Consider the following 16,652-nt stretch of genomic DNA (forward strand, 5'->3'; position numbering starts at 1 on the left):
CTCATATAGTCATCTATGCTGCTTTTGAGAACCATGTTCACCCAACCTTTTCCCCAAGATTCATAACTGGCGAAGAGGCAGCTATATTCTAGATTTAGGGAACATCTCTGGTTTTTTCACCAGTATAAAGCTGACGAGGTCTACCAATTCTTGATTTAGTGGCAACCATCTCCATCCAATGACTCATCCAGCCAACAGTACGGGCTAGAGCAAAAACCACCGTAAACATATTGGTTGGAATTCCTATAGCACTTAAAGTCAGACCCGAATAAAAATCAACATTGGGATAAAGTTTTTTCTCAATAAAATAATCATCTTCAAGAGCAATGCGTTCAAGTTCCATAGCAAGCTTGAATAACGGAGCATCTTTTGCTCCTACAGCTTCCAGTACATCATAGCAGGTTTGGCGCATTACTTTTGCTCTAGGATCATAGCTTTTATAAACACGATGGCCAAATCCCATTAATCGGAATGGATCATCTTTGTCTTTTGCACGTTTGATGTAATGTTGTATGCGATCAACACTGCCAATTTCTTTCAGCATATTGAGGCATGCTTCATTTGCACCACCATGCGCAGGTCCCCATAATGCACCGATTCCTGCAGAGATGCATGCAAAAGGATTTGCACCAGTTGAGCCAGCGAGGCGGACAGTAGAAGTAGACGCATTTTGCTCATGATCCGCATGTAATATGAAAATCGTATCCATAGCACGTACTAAAACGGGATCAGGTGTGGACTCCTCTGTTGGAACACTAAACATCATATGCAAGAAATTTTCGGCATAAGACATTTTATTTTGTGGGTAGATATAAGGTAATCCTATTGAGTATTTATAACTCATTGCCGCAAAAGTAGGCATTTTAGCAACCATACGAATTGCAGAAATAAAGCGATCTTCTGCATTATTTAAATCCATGGTGTCATGATAAAATGCAGATAGGGCGCCAACCATACCGACCATAATTGCCATTGGATGTGCGTCACGACGAAAACCATTTAAGAATTGATACATTTGCTGGTGTACCATAGTGTGATTGTTAATGAGATTAACAAATTTCTTCTTCTCTTCAGCACTAGGCAATTCACCATTAAGTAAAAGATAACTTACATCAAGAAAATCTTTTTTCTCAGCCAATTGCTCAATAGGATAGCCACGGTAAAGTAAGATGCCTTTATCACCATCGATGTAGGTAATTTTAGATTCACAGGAGGCAGTCGATAAAAAACCCTGATCAAAGGTGAAGACGCCACGTGCACCCAGTTGTGTGATATCGATCACATCATTCCCTAATGTAGGTGTGTATACTGGTAATTCAAGCGGATCTTGGCCTTGAAGGCTAAGTTTAGCTGTTTTTTTTGTCATTGCTTCTCCTGATAAAGGATTCATTTGAATTGTGCGTGGCACTATATACAAAATGAGCACTTACAGTCAATTTTATTATGGTTTAGAATTTCAAAGAATAACAGTAAAATATAATAAATTTATCACGTAAAGAAAAGGGCGCAGACTACGCGTGCATTTTATTGTTTATCCTTACATTTGGGCACTTTTCCAAGTCTACAATTTAGTGTAGATGATTTAATTAAATCCGTCTGTGTGGTATCCTTTATTATTAAAAAATTATCGTCAAGGATACATCCAAACTATGGTTTATCTAGCTAAAGAAGTCTTGCCAGTTAATATTGAAGATGAGTTAAAGCAATCTTATTTAGATTATGCGATGAGTGTCATTGTAGGTAGGGCTTTGCCTGATGTTCGTGATGGATTGAAACCGGTTCATCGACGCGTACTCTATGCGATGAGTGAATTAGGTAATGATTGGAATAAACCCTACAAAAAATCTGCGCGTGTTGTAGGGGATGTAATCGGTAAATACCATCCGCATGGCGACACCGCAGTTTATGACACTATAGTTCGTATGGCTCAGCCTTTTTCGATGCGTTATCTTTTGGTAGATGGACAGGGAAACTTCGGTTCTGTAGATGGTGATGCGCCTGCAGCAATGCGATATACCGAAGTAAGAATGTCCAAGGTGGCCCATGCTTTATTGGCGGATCTTGATAAAGAAACTGTTGATTTTAGCCCTAACTATGATGAAACAGAATTCGCTCCTGTAGTTTTGCCATCACGTATACCCAATTTATTAGTTAATGGTTCTTCAGGTATCGCTGTAGGTATGGCGACTAATATCCCACCGCATAACCTTACTGAAGTCATCAATGCGTGTATTGCTCTGGTTGATGATCCTGAATTAAGTCTCGATGACATTATGGAAATTATTCCTGGCCCGGACTTTCCAACAGCGGCCATTATTAATGGCCGAGCTGGAATTATTCAGGGGTATCGTACTGGAAAAGGACGAGCCATCATTCGAGCGCGAACAGAAATTGAAACAGATGAAGATTCAGGGCGGCAAGCCATTATTATTACGGAGCTTCCTTACCAAGTGAACAAAGCCCGTTTGGTTGAGCGTATTGCTGAATTGGTGCGAGATAAAAAAATTGAAGGTATTTCTGGACTTAGAGATGAGTCTGACAAGCAGGGTATGCGTGTCGTTATCGAACTAAAACGTAATGAAGTGGCTGATGTCATTTTAAATAATTTGTACGCCCATACTCAAATGCAAAATGTGTTTGGAATCAATATGGTTGCCTTGGTTGATGGCCAACCACGCACATTAAATTTAAAACAAATTCTTGAATATTTTATTAAACATAGACGTGAGGTTGTAACCCGAAGAACATTATTTGATCTGAAAAAAGCTCGTGCTCGCGCTCATTTATTAGAAGGATTGGGAATTGCTTTAGCCAATATTGATGAAATGATCGCTTTAATTAAAAAATCACCAACACCTCAGGATGCTAAAGAAGCTTTACTTGCCAAATTGTGGCAGCCAGGAATGGTTAAGGCGATGCTGGAAAAAGCGGGTTCCAATGCATCTCGACCAGATGATTTGGCTCCTGAGTTTGGTTTAAGTGTTGATGGATATAAATTATCAGAAGCTCAGGCTCAGGCTATTCTTGAATTAAGACTCCATCGCTTAACCGCCTTGGAGCAAGATAAAATTTTAGGTGAGTTTGAAGAGTTATTAAAATTGATTCGCGAACTGTTGGAAATATTAGCTTCTCCAGAGCGACTCATGCAAGTGATTCGTGATGAGCTCATTGAAATAAAAACCCAATTTGGTGACGAACGTCGAACTGAAATCACCGCATCACAAGAAGATTTAACAATTGAAGATCTCATCACTGAAGAGAATGTGGTAGTAACTCTATCGCATCAAGGGTATGTAAAGTACCAGCCGCTTAGTGCATATCAGGCACAACGTCGAGGTGGCAAGGGTAAATCCGCTACAAATGTTAAAGATGAGGATTTTGTTTCACGTTTGGTTATTGCAAGCACGCATGACACCTTACTTTGCTTCTCTAATCATGGAAAACTCTATTGGAAAAAGGCTTATGAGCTTCCCTTAGCCAGTCGTATTTCTCGTGGCCGTCCGATTATTAACATATTACCGCTTGCTGAAGGCGAGGAAATTAATGCCATGTTACCAGTGAGGGAATACCAGGATGGCTATTATGTGTTTATGGCTACTAAAAAGGGAACGGTTAAGAAAGTACCTTTAAATGCGTTTAGCAGACCTAGGTCTAATGGAATTATTGCTGTTGATTTAGATGAAGATGACAGTTTAGTTGGAGTTGATATCACTGATGGCAGTAAGGATATCATGCTCTTTACTGATGCAGGTAAAGTAGTTCGCTTTGATGAAAGTAAAGTACGGCCTATGGGACGTACTGCTCGTGGCGTGCGAGGTATTCGTATCGAAGAGGGGCAGGCAGTGATCTCCCTGGTAGTGGCTCATCTAGATGGTACTATATTGACTGCAACAGAAAATGGATATGGTAAACGTACTTCAATCGAAGAGTATCGGGTGTCTGGACGTGGTGGACAAGGTGTGATTTCCATTCAGGTAAGCGAACGTAATGGTAAAGTTGTTCGCTCAGTGCAGGTTACTGATGGAGATGAGGCTATGTTAATAACGGATAAAGGTACATTAGTACGCTTTAAGATCAGTGAATTATCTGTAATTGGTCGAAATACACAAGGTGTTCGTTTAATCAATGTCAGCCCAGGTGAAAAAGTAGTTGGTATGCAAAAAATTGAAGATTTGGGTGAGGACTCCAATGAGTCCGATAATGAAATTGAAGCTGAAACTGAAATTGAAGAAAGAAGCGATGACAACTCGAGTTTATAATTTCGGTGCGGGTCCTTCCATGCTTCCTGAGACTGTTCTTAAGGAAGCTCAGGAAGAGTTTCTTGATTGGCAAAATCTCGGTGTTTCTATTCTTGAGGTGGGGCATCGTAGTCCGGAGTTTTCGGCTCTATTAAATCACGCAGAACAGTCCTTAAGAGAGTTGCTTTTTATACCTCAAAATTATCATGTTTTATTTTTGGGCGGAGCAGCCCGAACTCAGTTTGCCATGATTCCAATGAATCTCTTAAACCCGGAAGAGCAGGCAGGATATCTGGTCACAGGGGTATGGTCGCATATGGCCTTCGCTGAAGCACAGCACTTGAAAAAAGCATATTGTATTGCCAGTGCGGAAGAAAATGGCTATAAAACTATTCCTGATCCGAAAAACTGGAAAATAAAAGAAAATACATCGTACATTTACTATACCCCCAATGAAACCGTAAATGGAGTTCGCTACCCTTATGTTCCTAACTCCAAGGGAATTACGTTAATCGCTGACATGACGTCAGCTCTGCTTAGCGAGCCAGTAGATATCAAAAATTTTGGTTTAATTTTTGCTGGGGCGCAGAAAAACATAGCTAATGCTGGATTAACCATAGTAATTATTAGAGATGATTTATTAGAAAGAATGCCTATTCCTCCTGTGCCAACGATGCTAAGCTATAAAATTCAAGCAGAACATCATTCGCTTTATGCTACTTCGCCAGTTTTTAATTGCTATTTGGCTGATAAAATATTTGATTGGATGAAAGCACAGGGTGGAGTTGAAGAAATATATCGCTTAAATTGCGAAAAAGCTGCTAAATTATATCAATATTTGGATAATACAGATTTTTATACTACTCATGTAAATCCTGAAGTACGTTCTATAGTTAATGTTTGCTTTTCACTCAAAAATGATAAATTAGAGAATGAATTCCTTCGCTTAGCTCAACTCAGAGGTTTATATGCTTTAAAAGGACATCGTTTAGTAGGTGGAATTCGTGCCAGTCTTTATAATGCAATGCCAATGGCTGGGGTTGATGCACTTATTGAATTCATGTCTGAATTTGCAAAGGAATATAGTCGGTGAGAATACATAATTTTATAAGTAAACCTGTTCATTCAATAAAAGGTGAGATCACTGTGCCTGGTGATAAGTCAATTTCTCATCGTTCCATTATTTTTGGCTCTATAGCTAAAGGCACAACAATTATCAATGGATTTCTTGATGGTGACGATTGCATGGCGACCCTAAAAGCGTTCCAAGCAATGGGAGTTACAATAGAAGGACCTGATGAGCAGCAAGTAGTCATTTACGGTGTTGGTAAGCATGGGTTACAAAAGCCAGAAAAGATGGTTGATTGTGGAAACTCTGGGACCAGCATGCGTTTGTTAGCAGGATTATTGGCTGCACAATCTTTTGATAGTCAATTAACTGGAGATGAGAGTTTATTGAAGAGACCCATGCTGCGGGTTAGTAAGCCACTAACACAAATGGGTGCTGATATCACTACTGTAGATGGTAAGCCTCCTATTACAATTAAAGGAGGAAAAAAACTTACAGGGATCCATTATGTAATGCCTGAAGCGAGTGCTCAGGTAAAGTCGTGTATTCTATTAGCAGGACTTTATGCTGAGGGTGAAACGCGAATTACAGAAATAGGCGTAAGCCGTGATCATACAGAGTTAATGCTAAAAAACTTTTCTTATCCAGTACATCGCTCGGATGATACTCTAATAATTAACTCAGCGCATGAGTGTCTAGGCACTGATATATATATTCCTGGAGATATTTCATCTGCCGCATTTTTCATTGTTGCGGCTTCTATTATCCCAGGCTCCGATATTCTCATTCGTAATGTAGGTATTAACCCAACACGTACAGGGATAATTCATATTTTGCTAGAAATGGGAGCTAATATTACTCTTTTAGCGCAGCGACAGTTGGGTGAGGAGTGGGTTGCCGATTTACGAATTAAATATGCACCATTAAAGGGTGTTAATATCGAAGCAAACATGGTGCCACTTGCAATTGATGAGTTTCCTGTTATTTTTATAGCCGCAGCGTGTGCCCAAGGACAAACCACGCTGCATGGTGCAAGCGAGTTGCGTTTTAAAGAAAGTGATCGTATTGCCGCCATGGTTGATGGCCTAAAAAAATTAGGTATTCATGCGCAAGCATTAGATGACGGAATAATAATTGAAGGAGGAACGTTACAAGGAGGTACTGTTGAGAGCAGAGGCGATCATCGTATTGCCATGTCTTTTGCAATCGCTGGGGCTGTAGCTAGTGATCCTGTTACTATAAAAAATTGTGTCAATGTAGCTACCTCATTTCCTTTGTTTGTACAAACTGCAAAGGAACTTCAATTACACATAGAGGAAACTGTTGATAATGTACAATGACACTGTGCCTGTTATAACCCTAGACGGACCAAGCGGAACTGGTAAAGGAACTTTATGCCAATTACTTGCGAAACATCTTAAATGGAATATGCTCGATAGCGGTGCAATTTACCGTGTTCTTGCTTACGCAGCCAGGAAAAACAAAATCGATTTTAAAGAAGTGCATGAATTAACTGCACTCGCGCGCTCTTTAAATTTACATTTTGCATCCTCTGATGATTATGGAGCAAAAGTAATTTTGGATGATGTAGATATTAGTGCAGAAATTCGAAGCGAGCAATGTGGCCAAGATGCGTCTCAGATCGCTGCTATTCAGGAAGTAAGGCAAGCTTTGCTTGAGCGCCAACGCAATTTTGCCCAACCTCCGGGTTTAGTTACAGATGGTCGAGACATGGGCACGGTGGTCTTTCCTAAGGCAATTTTAAAGGTTTTTTTATATGCAGGTGAAGAAGAAAGAGCAAATAGACGTTATTTACAGTTGAAAGAAAAAGGAATTAATGTTAGCCTCGCGCAGGTTGTAGAAGAGTTGGCTAAACGTGATGTAAGGGACACTGCTCGTACGCATGCGCCATTAAAGCCTGCAGATGATGCAGTCCAAATTGATACAACCAGATTATCCATTGTACAAGTGTTTAATATTGTATTAAAATTAATTAATGAACGTTTGTTTCATGTTTAATGGTTTGTTGGGGGAAAGATGAGTGGAACTCATTCTTTCATTTTTTTACTAAAGAGTTTATTAACATGTCTGAAAGTTTCAAAGAATTGTTTGAGCAAAGTATTGCCGGCGCTCAATTTTATCCAGGTGCCATTATTAATGCCAAGGTTATCGGTATCGATAATGACTATGTCATTTTAAATGCCGGTCTAAAATCTGAAGGTATTGTACCTAAAGAAGAATTTTATGATAAAGATGGTGCGTTGGAAGTTAACCTAGGCGATACCGTTGAAGTTGCTTTAGATTCTGTAGAGGATGGCTACGGTGAAACTCTCCTTTCGAGAGAAAAAGCGAAACGTCAGGAAGCTTGGCGTAAATTATCTAAATCACATGAAAACAATGAAACAGTTACCGGTCTTATTTCTGGGAAGGTCAAAGGCGGATTTACTGTTGAAATTGGTACTATACGCGCATTCTTACCTGGTTCATTAGTAGACGTCAGACCTGTAAGAGATCCTTCTTATCTGGAAGGCAAAGAGCTTGAATTCAAAGTAATTAAAATGGATTTAAAGCGCAACAACATTGTCGTATCACGTCGTGCAGTCGTTGAAGAAGAAAGCAGCGCTGACAGACAGGCATTGCTCGAGTCCCTGCATGAGGGTCAAGAACTCCATGGTATTGTTAAAAATCTTACCGATTATGGTGCATTTATTGATTTGGGCGGCATAGATGGATTGTTGCATATCACTGATATTTCATGGAAACGTGTAAAACATCCAAGTGAAGTATTATCCGTTGGCCAAGATGTAAAAGTAAAAGTATTAAGTTTTGATAGCGAAAGAAACCGTGTTTCTTTAGGTATGAAGCAATTAGGTAATGATCCTTGGGTTGATCTAGTAGAGCGTTATCCTATAGGCAAAAAATTACAAGGCAAAGTAACGAACATTACAGATTATGGTTGCTTTGTTGAAATAGAAGAGGGCGTAGAAGGCTTAGTCCACATGTCAGAAATGGATTGGACCAATAAAAACGTACATCCAAGCAAAGTAGTTTCTCTGGGTGATGTGGTTGATGTTATGGTTCTTGAAATTGACGAAGAAAGACGCCGTATTTCTTTGGGTATGAAGCAATGTGTTGGTAATCCATGGCAACAATTTGCTGCAAGCCACTCTAAAGGTCAAAAAGTAAGCGGTAAGATTCGTTCAATTACCGATTTTGGAATATTTATCGGCTTGGATGGCGATATTGATGGCTTAGTTCATTTGTCTGATATTTCCTGGACTGTTGCTGGTGAAGAAGCTGTAAAACAGTTCAAGAAAGGCCAAGAGATGGAAGCTGTTATTCTTGCTATAGATCCTGAACGTGAGCGTATTTCTTTGGGTATTAAACAGCTTGAAGGTGATAATTTTGCAAGTTTCGTTGATGAGTATACCAAAGGCGCTATCGTTAAAGGTACTGTTGTGGCCGTAGATCCTAAGACAGTTACTGTAGCATTGGCAGATGACATTACCGGCACTATTCGTGCGAGTGAGCTGTCTGATGAGCGTGTTGATGATGCGACTACTCTTGTCAAAGAAGGCGACGAGATTGAAGCAAAAATTATAAACGTTGATCGCAAAAATCGCTCAATTACTCTTTCAGTAAAAGCGAAAGATGCTCAAGATGAAGCAGATGCGATTAAGAAATATTCCAGAACCGAAGGTGCTTCAACAACCTTAGGTGATTTGCTGAAAGAAAAAATGGCAAGTAAAGAGAGTGACTAATCTCTTTATTGCCAATTAGTTAAGAAAGCGTAGATTCTTCTACGCTTTTTTTTGTTTGTATATTTTAATAGCCTGAGTGACGCGAAGTATAACTTAGGTTATTGTTATGTTGTGTCCTGGAAAAGCCTGGGACTGCTTCGCTCTACCTAGGGAACAAAAAAGGAAGAATTTATGCGCATATTAATGCTGGTTATTTATATATTTTTGATCATTATTGGCGTTAGTTTTGCTGCTTTAAATGCTACTTCAGTGGACGTTAATTTTTATTTTAAAGTAATATCAATGCCTATTTCTGTTCTTATGACAATTATGTTGGGCATCGGAATTTTAATAGGTTTTATACTTTTTATAGTGCGATATTGGCGTTTAAAAGCTGAGTGTCACAAAATTAAAAACCAATTAAAATTAACTGAAAAAGAAATTAAAAACTTACGATCAATTCCATTGCAAGATCAGCATTAGTTTTTTTATTATTATAAACTTGACATGCACAGAGGAGGGTAATAATGATAGATTTATGGCCATTACTATTGCCTGCTGCTGCTTGGTCTGGCTGGTGGATGGCAAATCGTAGTAAACCCAAGGACGATCCTACTTTTTATAATCGTTTATCCCGTGAGTATGTTGTCGGACTAAATTATCTTCTAAATGAACAAGCAGATAAAGCTGTTGATGTTTTTATTAAATTATTAGAAGTTGACAGCGATACTGTAGAAACTCATCTGGCATTGGGAAGCTTATTCAGACGTCGTGGCGAGGTAGATAGAGCCATACGTATACATCAGAATTTAATTGCAAGACCTCAGCTCAGCATTTTGCAAAGAAAAGAATCTTTAATGGCGCTAGGCCAGGATTATATGAGCGCTGGTTTATTTGATCGAGCAGAACGAATTTTTTTAGAGGTTGTCGAACTAGGGGGCTCTAAAGAAACGAGTAGTTTGCATGGCTTATTAGCGATTTATCAACAAGAAAAAGCATGGGAAAAAGCTTTAGATGTAATTAAAAAACTGGAGATTTCGACAGGGACAAGTTTTCATAATCAAGCGGCGCATTACTATTGTGAAATGGCCAATCAAGCATTAAAAACAAATGCAATTGATAAAGCGGCTTATTGCATTAAACAGGCAATATCCGTTGACAATCAATCAGTTCGAGCAAGTTTAATGAATGCAAGCCTTGAAATGAAAGAAGGACGTTTTAAACAAGCAATCCGTTCATTAAAACGTATACCTCAACAAGATGCTGATTTTTTAACAGAAATTATCGAACCTTTAGTTATATGTCATAAAGAATTAAATACAATGGATGAGTGTGTCAAATATCTTGAAGAGACCTTAGAGAATAATCCCAGAGCTTCAGTAATTTTTGTAATAGCAGAGTATTTGAGGCACCAAAAAAATATGGATGCAGCTATAGATTTCGTAGCCGATAATTTGAGCAAGCATCCGTCAATTCGGGGTTTAAATCAGTTAATCTATTGGCATCTTGAATCTGCTCACGGAAAAGTGCGTGACAAGTTACAAATGCTTTATGATATAACAAGTAAATTTTTAGATAATAAGCCAGTCTATCGATGTGTTCATTGCGGTTTTGGTGGAAAACATCTTCATTGGCATTGTCCCAGCTGTAAAAACTGGGGAAGAATGAAACCTGTCCATGGCTTGGAAGGATATTAACTAATTTTTAAGAGATTATGATGCAATTTATCGATTTAAAAAAACAATATTCAATAATAGAAAACGAAATTTTAACCGGTATTAAAAACGTTTTGAATCATGGCCAATACATTATGGGGCCTGAAATTACGCAACTTGAGAAGCAATTGGCTGATTTTATAGGAGTTAAACATGCCATTGTCAATTCAAGCGGAACTGATGCCTTATTAATGGCATTAATGGCTTTAGAAATTCAGCCAGGAGATGAGGTAATTACCACTCCTTTTAGTTTTTTTGCTACCACAGAGGTAATAAGCCTTTGTCAAGCCAAGCCTGTTTTTGTAGATATTGATCCACTTACTTATAATATGGACCCTAACCAGTTGGAAGCTGCAATTACTAGCAAAACTAAAGCAATAATGCCAGTTGGCTTATATGGTCAATGTGCTGAACATGATGAAATTAATTCAATTGCGGCTCGCCATGGTATCCCAGTAATTGAAGATGCAGCACAAAGTTTTGGAGCAACTTATAAAGGTAAATATTCTTGTGCTTTATCAACGATTGGATGCACAAGCTTTTTTCCATCCAAGCCTTTAGGGGGTTACGGGGATTCAGGAGCCTGTTTTACCAATGATGATGTTTTAGCCCAAAAACTTATTGAAATAAGAATCCATGGCCAAAATGCACGTTATTGTCATAATCGTATCGGTATAAATGGACGAATGGATACAATTCAAGCAGCTGTTTTAATTGAAAAGCTGAAACTTTTCCCAGATGAAATCATTATGCGTCAACGAGTTGCTAAGTCTTATGATCAAATGCTTTCATCTTTAGTCAAAACACCATTTGTTCATAGTCATAACACCAGTGTTTATGCGCAATATACTATTGAAGTAAATAATCGTGATGCGTTTCAAAAAGCGATGCAAGAATCAGGAATTCCAACAGCTGTTCATTACCCAGTACCATTACATCAGCAAATAGCCATGGCCTATTTAGGTTACAAAGTAGGTGACTTTCCACATGCGGAATATGCAAGCAGCCGAGTGATTAGCTTACCCATGCATCCTTATTTGCAAGAAGCAGAACAAATGAGAATCAGTACTGCGGTAAAAAATGCTCTAAAAGTACATAAAGAAGAGGCAATAGCATAAATGACGCCTAAATTAATTGTTGCATTGGATTTTGATAATGAACATGATGCTTTAAATTTGGTTGAAAAACTTGATCCGAAAAGCTGTGGACTAAAAGTAGGCAGTGAGCTTTTTACGCTACTTGGGACCCATTTTGTGAAACAACTGATCAAGAGACAATTTAAAGTATTTTTAGATTTAAAATTTCATGATATTCCTAATACAGTTGCAAAAGCGTGTAAGGCAGGAGCTGATCTAGGTGTTTGGATGATGAATGTTCATGCCTCAGGTGGAATGAGCATGATGCAGGCCGCAAGAGAAGCAATTGATTCTTATGGTATTAATAGACCAATATTAATTGCGGTAACTGTTTTAACTAGTTTTGATCAAAACGAACTAACTGCTATTGGAGTGAATGCACCGATAATAGATCAGGTGAAAAAACTAGCAATTTTAACCAAAGAATCGGGTTTGGATGGCGTAGTCTGTTCTGCTCAAGAGGTAAAAATAATAAAAAGCACTTGTGATCATCAATTTATCACGGTTACTCCCGGTATTAGGCTAACAGGTAACTCAAATGATGATCAATCAAGAGTAATGACTCCAAAACAAGCTATTGAAGAAGGCAGCGATTTTCTAGTAGTGGGGCGTCCAATCACTCAAGCCACTAACCCGGCACTAGTTGTAAATGAAATTTTAAGTAGTATACAAAATATTTAATTTTTTCTTTGTAAGTTGGAGCAATTTACTATCCAAATGGTTTGCCTTCGATACGCTCAATAAAATCTTTTTGTGCAAGATCATCTTCGGTTACGATCTCATCTGTTTTATCTAAAAGATTAAGATTTTCTTGCAATACTAATTTCTCATGGAGCTTGATTAGTTTACCTATTAATTTAGGAAGATTTTCATCGAGACTCATTCTCTTTTTCACATTTTTATCATGCTGCCATCGTGTGATTACATCAGGCTCATCGAGTGTGAAATGTGCTTTTTTATGAGATTTCTCGAAGGCAATTTCTGCTTTTTCTAAATCAATTATATTTTTATTGAAATCCTTAATAAGTTTATTCAACTGGGGCAAAAATTTAGTATTTTTATCTTCATGCAATTTGATCTTCAGGCTGATTAATTCAACAAAAATATTAAACAGCCATTGATAATGTAACACATCGAAATTAGCCATTTTATAGCAAATGCAAGGGTTTAAATCATGTTGCAAAAGTTTAATTGCTTGCTCTGAGGAACAAGGGGGCTGAAATAAAGGCAGACTTTTACGATCGGTGCTTTTAAAAAAGGGAATAAATGAATATTCAGTAGTTTTTATTACTGGTGGTTTAGCACTTAATTCTTCACTTACCCAAGGTATGGATTTCTTACAAAGAAAAAGATTCAGTTTATATTGTCCCTCTGCATACTTCAGGTAATAAATTAATTTTTCTTCCTCTGTAGTTGCTGTCCCAGTATTTATAACCTCGATTTTTAGCCGGTCACTTTGAGACTGATAATGCTCTATAACCGTTTGGGGAGCCGTATCATCAAATACCACAAACTGGGTTGCTTGTGCCTTCCTAAGCTCATCATCACTAAGCAAAATAATGATATTTGAAATGCCAACTTTATCAAGCTGATGTAAGCGACCAAAGGGAAGGTTAGTATATTCCACATTCGGTAAAATTACTGCGATTTTCATCTCGATTCTCAATAAAAGCGATAACTGATTTTATTTAAGTATAGTCTGCAGTCCCAATATACTGAGCGTAAAATGCCTATTGTTTGTAAATAGCATTATCCTTTGGGATATGGGAATAATACCTTGGTAATAAGTATTTCGAAGTATAGTCGAGTCAAGTCAATGAGAGACCCGAATCATTTTTGTTCTATTTAATTTCTGATAAATTTGTGTTAATTATATTTGTGATGGTTAAAAATAATAAAACAAAGAGCATCGTCATCATATAGTTGGAACAAGAGGTTATGGAGAGGAATAAAAATCGAGTTAATTAAAGCAAGATCAATTCAGCAATATATAACTTGGAGAAGTGATTAAATTATTGCTGAATGTTAATGGATTATCATAACTTAAGGATAAGTCATGACACCACAACACGTAATAAGTCAGTTGCTTGCATCTGACACACACCAATATCCTCAAAATCTGGAATTATTAAAAAAGATAATTATTACGGCCTATTTAGGTCGTTTGCAAATTAATGGTTTACCACCTGATAATAAAATTGCTTTTGGTAACTATCTATTTGATAACGAACAAATAATGTTCGATTTTACCCGTGTAAGTGATGAAAAAAGAGCATTGTTCAAGCAATGGTTTTTGGAACCACATCAAAAGGATAAAACCAAGGCATTTTTAAGCGGCGTTACTGTGAATGAATATCGAGGTTTTACTGCCGAAGTTGCCTTAACATGGTGGGGTAGGATAGTCAGTTGGTTTCAGGGACTATACCAAGAGCATTGGAGAATAAGTGATTTAGATTTATCACTTAAAAATATATCCCATTATCAATTGACTGGTATTCAAATGTGTCATGGTAATCATGGTACATTAATTGGTTTTAATCAATTTTTAGTTCCCGGAATAGGGACAAAATATAATGATCCTAATGATTCACAGCAAGAGCCTTTAGGGAATACCAAACGAGTTTTCATTACCGATAAATTAGTCGATAAGCTCATTGCGTTTAATGTAAAAAATATCAAATTTGAATCGGTATGCAAAAGCCCTCACCCACAATCTATAGAGGTATCTGATCCCCAAGAACGTCTAGATAAAATGCATGATTATCGAAAAATGCAGCGTTTTATGTCATTGAAACCATGGTATGTTCGTATTTGGAGTTGGTTTTTTCCTTGGATAAATGATGAAAAAGTTAAAAGTAAGTCAATTAAAGAAAAACAAGTAGTATCGCTATATGAAACAAAAAAAATTGAGATTTTCCGATTTTTAAAATCACATGAGATTCTGGTTAGGGAAAGAAAACCCAATATTGAAAATATAGTGTTTTGTGGTGGTGGTGCAAAAATTTTTGCACATGTTGGGGTCTGGAAAGCGTTAAATGAAGCCAAAATTTACCCTGATAAATTTGCTGGTAGTTCAGCAGGTGCGATTATGGCTTTATTGTGTTACTTGGGTTACTCTGCATCTGAAATTGAAGACCTGTTCAAACATTTCAAGAATGAACATTTGGTTCATTTTGATATCAATATTAATGGATTTTCTGAAGCACATTCATTAAAGACAGCGCTTGATTACGCAATTGCATATAAATTGAACCAAATTGTTACCGAATATCAAATCCCATACCCTCAAGGGAAAATTACTTTTGCTACTTTGGAAGCAATTCGGCAAAAATGTCCGGGTTGTGGAATTGGAAAAGAGTTAGTGGTTACAGCGACAAATAAACGTCAAGGTACAACTCGATATTTTTCCTTTTTACACTCACCAACTTTTGAAGTAACTGAGGCAGTTAAAACATCGGCTAGCTTCCCTATAGTCTACAGATCAACGCTTATTGATGGGGAGGAACATAATGATGGTGGTATATTAAATAATTTTCCTACGGAGCCTTTTTCTGATGATCATTCAACCCTACTCGAATCAGAATATGGTAATAACTTAAAAGTATTAGCAGTCAAGTTTGATGATGGGCCTGAGCGAAAGGCAATAGATAGGGTCATGGATAGGGTTTATAGAGAAAATGTTGTATTAAATTGGATTTATAGATTGTTAACTGGGGTTAGTGATCCGGCGAGTGGCTGGGAGAAAGATCGCTTGAAATTGAGAAAATATGCATGTCAATCCATCGTGATCAATGTCGATAATGTACCAAGCTCATCATTCACAGTAGGAGAAGAAACAAGAAAACAAATGATCGATGCAGGTTATGAGGAGACAAAGAATTATTTGAGTATGCGTTATCGAAAAAATGATACCGAAGAATATGAAAATGAAGAATTCATGTATACGACTTTTAGTTCTTTGGGTGAATTACTTTCTTACTGTTGTTATCGAGGTGATCGACATTGGTTTGAAATAGTATATCAACTTATTGAGGAATCTACTGCACCTAATCGAACTGAGCTAATGCAACAGGCGGAAGAGCTGCGGAGCCTTTATTTCAGTACGGCTACCCCACCCAAAAGTCCTAAACAAGATGAGAGTTCGCTCACTTTTTTTGGCAATGAAGTAATGCCACATACTGCATCTACATCAATTGGAAATGAGAATCATAAGATTTTACTTGCTGTATACCCTGTGCTTTTAAAATTATCACAAGACTTATTCAATGACAGTACAGATAAAAAAATCTTTGACTTTGCTCGTCATTCTTTTTCCTTGAAAGCACCTTTTGCATGTTTGAATCATTTTGCAAAAATTCGCAATGAAACGCATATAATTTTTCATATTGCAATTAATTTAATAAAAGAACTGAAAAAAAATCCCAGTGAGAAAGTATATGAAGCATTTGCTCAATTGCTTGAGTTTCTAAATAGCGGTAATAAAAATATATACAAAGACGAGTATTTTGCACGTTGGGATTTATCTTTTGCGCAAAGTTTACGTATATTGGGTTTCTTGAACAAGGATTCTAAAGTTCATCCCCGATTACTTCGTTCATTGAGCCGAGGCAGTGAACCTATGCAAATAGTTATTGATGGAGTTTTTTTTGAGGACAATTATGATAATTTAGAGTCTGAGGAATCGCTTTCTTTTAGTATGTAGTAGCCAAGATAATAGAGTTGAGAATAGGCCGCTGGTAATTTCATAAAACTAT

Annotated in this window: 12 protein-coding genes; 10 read left to right on the forward strand and 2 right to left on the reverse strand. The window is 37.5% G+C overall.

All coding sequences use genetic code 11. From position 1 onward, the window contains the following. Positions 1 to 94 precede the first annotated feature (94 nt). Positions 95 to 1,366: a citrate synthase gene (gene gltA, locus Lani_RS07460; protein ID WP_019232182.1), complete on the reverse strand. Its 1,272-nt coding sequence runs from the start codon at positions 1,364 to 1,366 to the stop codon at positions 95 to 97. Positions 1,367 to 1,649: 283 nt separating this feature from the next. On the opposite strand from gltA, the gene gyrA reads away from it, so the two are divergent. The 9 genes from gyrA to pyrF all read left to right on the forward strand — a co-directional run bounded on the left by gyrA (position 1,650) and on the right by pyrF (position 12,579). After that, positions 1,650 to 4,259: a DNA gyrase subunit A gene (gene gyrA / locus Lani_RS07465; protein ID WP_019232183.1), complete on the forward strand. Its 2,610-nt coding sequence runs from the start codon at positions 1,650 to 1,652 to the stop codon at positions 4,257 to 4,259. Then, positions 4,240 to 5,331: a 3-phosphoserine/phosphohydroxythreonine transaminase gene (serC, locus tag Lani_RS07470; protein ID WP_040521946.1), complete on the forward strand. Its 1,092-nt coding sequence runs from the start codon at positions 4,240 to 4,242 to the stop codon at positions 5,329 to 5,331. Before gyrA ends, serC begins: the two co-directional genes overlap by 20 nt. Next, positions 5,328 to 6,647 carry a 3-phosphoshikimate 1-carboxyvinyltransferase gene (gene aroA, locus Lani_RS07475; protein WP_019232185.1) on the forward strand — a complete coding sequence of 440 codons (1,320 nt, stop codon included), beginning with the start codon at positions 5,328 to 5,330 and terminating at the stop codon, positions 6,645 to 6,647. Before serC ends, aroA begins: the two co-directional genes overlap by 4 nt. Beyond that, entirely contained in the window at positions 6,637 to 7,326 is a 690-nt protein-coding gene (cmk, locus tag Lani_RS07480) for a (d)CMP kinase (protein ID WP_019232186.1), read from the forward strand. Before aroA ends, cmk begins: the two co-directional genes overlap by 11 nt. A 65-nt stretch (positions 7,327 to 7,391) precedes the next feature. Beyond that, positions 7,392 to 9,068: a 30S ribosomal protein S1 gene (gene rpsA, locus Lani_RS07485; RefSeq protein ID WP_040521898.1), complete on the forward strand. Its 1,677-nt coding sequence runs from the start codon at positions 7,392 to 7,394 to the stop codon at positions 9,066 to 9,068. 171 nt (positions 9,069 to 9,239) lie between these two features. Beyond that, the gene (locus tag Lani_RS07490) at positions 9,240 to 9,530 is read left to right on the forward strand and encodes a LapA family protein (protein ID WP_019232188.1); all 291 of its coding nucleotides are present in this window, start codon (positions 9,240 to 9,242) and stop codon (positions 9,528 to 9,530) included. 44 nt (positions 9,531 to 9,574) lie between these two features. Then, the gene (gene lapB, locus Lani_RS07495; protein WP_019232189.1) at positions 9,575 to 10,744 is read left to right on the forward strand and encodes a lipopolysaccharide assembly protein LapB; all 1,170 of its coding nucleotides are present in this window, start codon (positions 9,575 to 9,577) and stop codon (positions 10,742 to 10,744) included. Between the two features lie 20 nt (positions 10,745 to 10,764). Continuing rightward, positions 10,765 to 11,880 (forward strand): DegT/DnrJ/EryC1/StrS family aminotransferase, encoded by a 1,116-nt coding sequence (locus Lani_RS07500; protein ID WP_019232190.1) that lies wholly within the window; start codon positions 10,765 to 10,767, stop codon positions 11,878 to 11,880. Further along, the gene (pyrF, locus tag Lani_RS07505; protein ID WP_019232191.1) at positions 11,881 to 12,579 is read left to right on the forward strand and encodes an orotidine-5'-phosphate decarboxylase; all 699 of its coding nucleotides are present in this window, start codon (positions 11,881 to 11,883) and stop codon (positions 12,577 to 12,579) included. Positions 12,580 to 12,607: 28 nt separating this feature from the next. Here pyrF and Lani_RS07510 read toward each other — a convergent pair whose 3' ends face one another. After that, on the reverse strand, positions 12,608 to 13,552 hold the full coding sequence (locus tag Lani_RS07510; protein WP_019232192.1) for a hypothetical protein: 945 nt from the start codon (positions 13,550 to 13,552) through the stop codon (positions 12,608 to 12,610). Positions 13,553 to 13,954: 402 nt separating this feature from the next. Between Lani_RS07510 and vpdC the strand changes: the two genes are divergently transcribed. Next, positions 13,955 to 16,600: a Dot/Icm T4SS effector VpdC gene (gene vpdC / locus Lani_RS07515; RefSeq protein WP_019232193.1), complete on the forward strand. Its 2,646-nt coding sequence runs from the start codon at positions 13,955 to 13,957 to the stop codon at positions 16,598 to 16,600. Positions 16,601 to 16,652: the final 52 nt, after the last annotated feature.

It is taken from the genome of Legionella anisa, from assembly GCF_001467525.1.
GTDB lineage: Bacteria > Pseudomonadota > Gammaproteobacteria > Legionellales > Legionellaceae > Legionella > Legionella anisa.

What these genes read in the sequence shown, in the direction of transcription:
- gltA (WP_019232182.1), bottom strand. Translation starts at nt 1,366, where the DNA reads ATGACAAAAAAAACAGCTAAACTTAGCCTTCAAGGCCAAGATCCGCTT.
- gyrA (WP_019232183.1), top strand. Translation starts at nt 1,650, where the DNA reads ATGGTTTATCTAGCTAAAGAAGTCTTGCCAGTTAATATTGAAGATGAG.
- serC (WP_040521946.1), top strand. Translation starts at nt 4,240, where the DNA reads ATGACAACTCGAGTTTATAATTTCGGTGCGGGTCCTTCCATGCTTCCT.
- cmk (WP_019232186.1), top strand. Translation starts at nt 6,637, where the DNA reads ATGTACAATGACACTGTGCCTGTTATAACCCTAGACGGACCAAGCGGA.
- rpsA (WP_040521898.1), top strand. Translation starts at nt 7,392, where the DNA reads ATGTCTGAAAGTTTCAAAGAATTGTTTGAGCAAAGTATTGCCGGCGCT.
- Lani_RS07490 (WP_019232188.1), top strand. Translation starts at nt 9,240, where the DNA reads ATGCGCATATTAATGCTGGTTATTTATATATTTTTGATCATTATTGGC.
- lapB (WP_019232189.1), top strand. Translation starts at nt 9,575, where the DNA reads ATGATAGATTTATGGCCATTACTATTGCCTGCTGCTGCTTGGTCTGGC.
- Lani_RS07500 (WP_019232190.1), top strand. Translation starts at nt 10,765, where the DNA reads ATGCAATTTATCGATTTAAAAAAACAATATTCAATAATAGAAAACGAA.
- pyrF (WP_019232191.1), top strand. Translation starts at nt 11,881, where the DNA reads ATGACGCCTAAATTAATTGTTGCATTGGATTTTGATAATGAACATGAT.
- Lani_RS07510 (WP_019232192.1), bottom strand. Translation starts at nt 13,552, where the DNA reads ATGAAAATCGCAGTAATTTTACCGAATGTGGAATATACTAACCTTCCC.
- vpdC (WP_019232193.1), top strand. Translation starts at nt 13,955, where the DNA reads ATGACACCACAACACGTAATAAGTCAGTTGCTTGCATCTGACACACAC.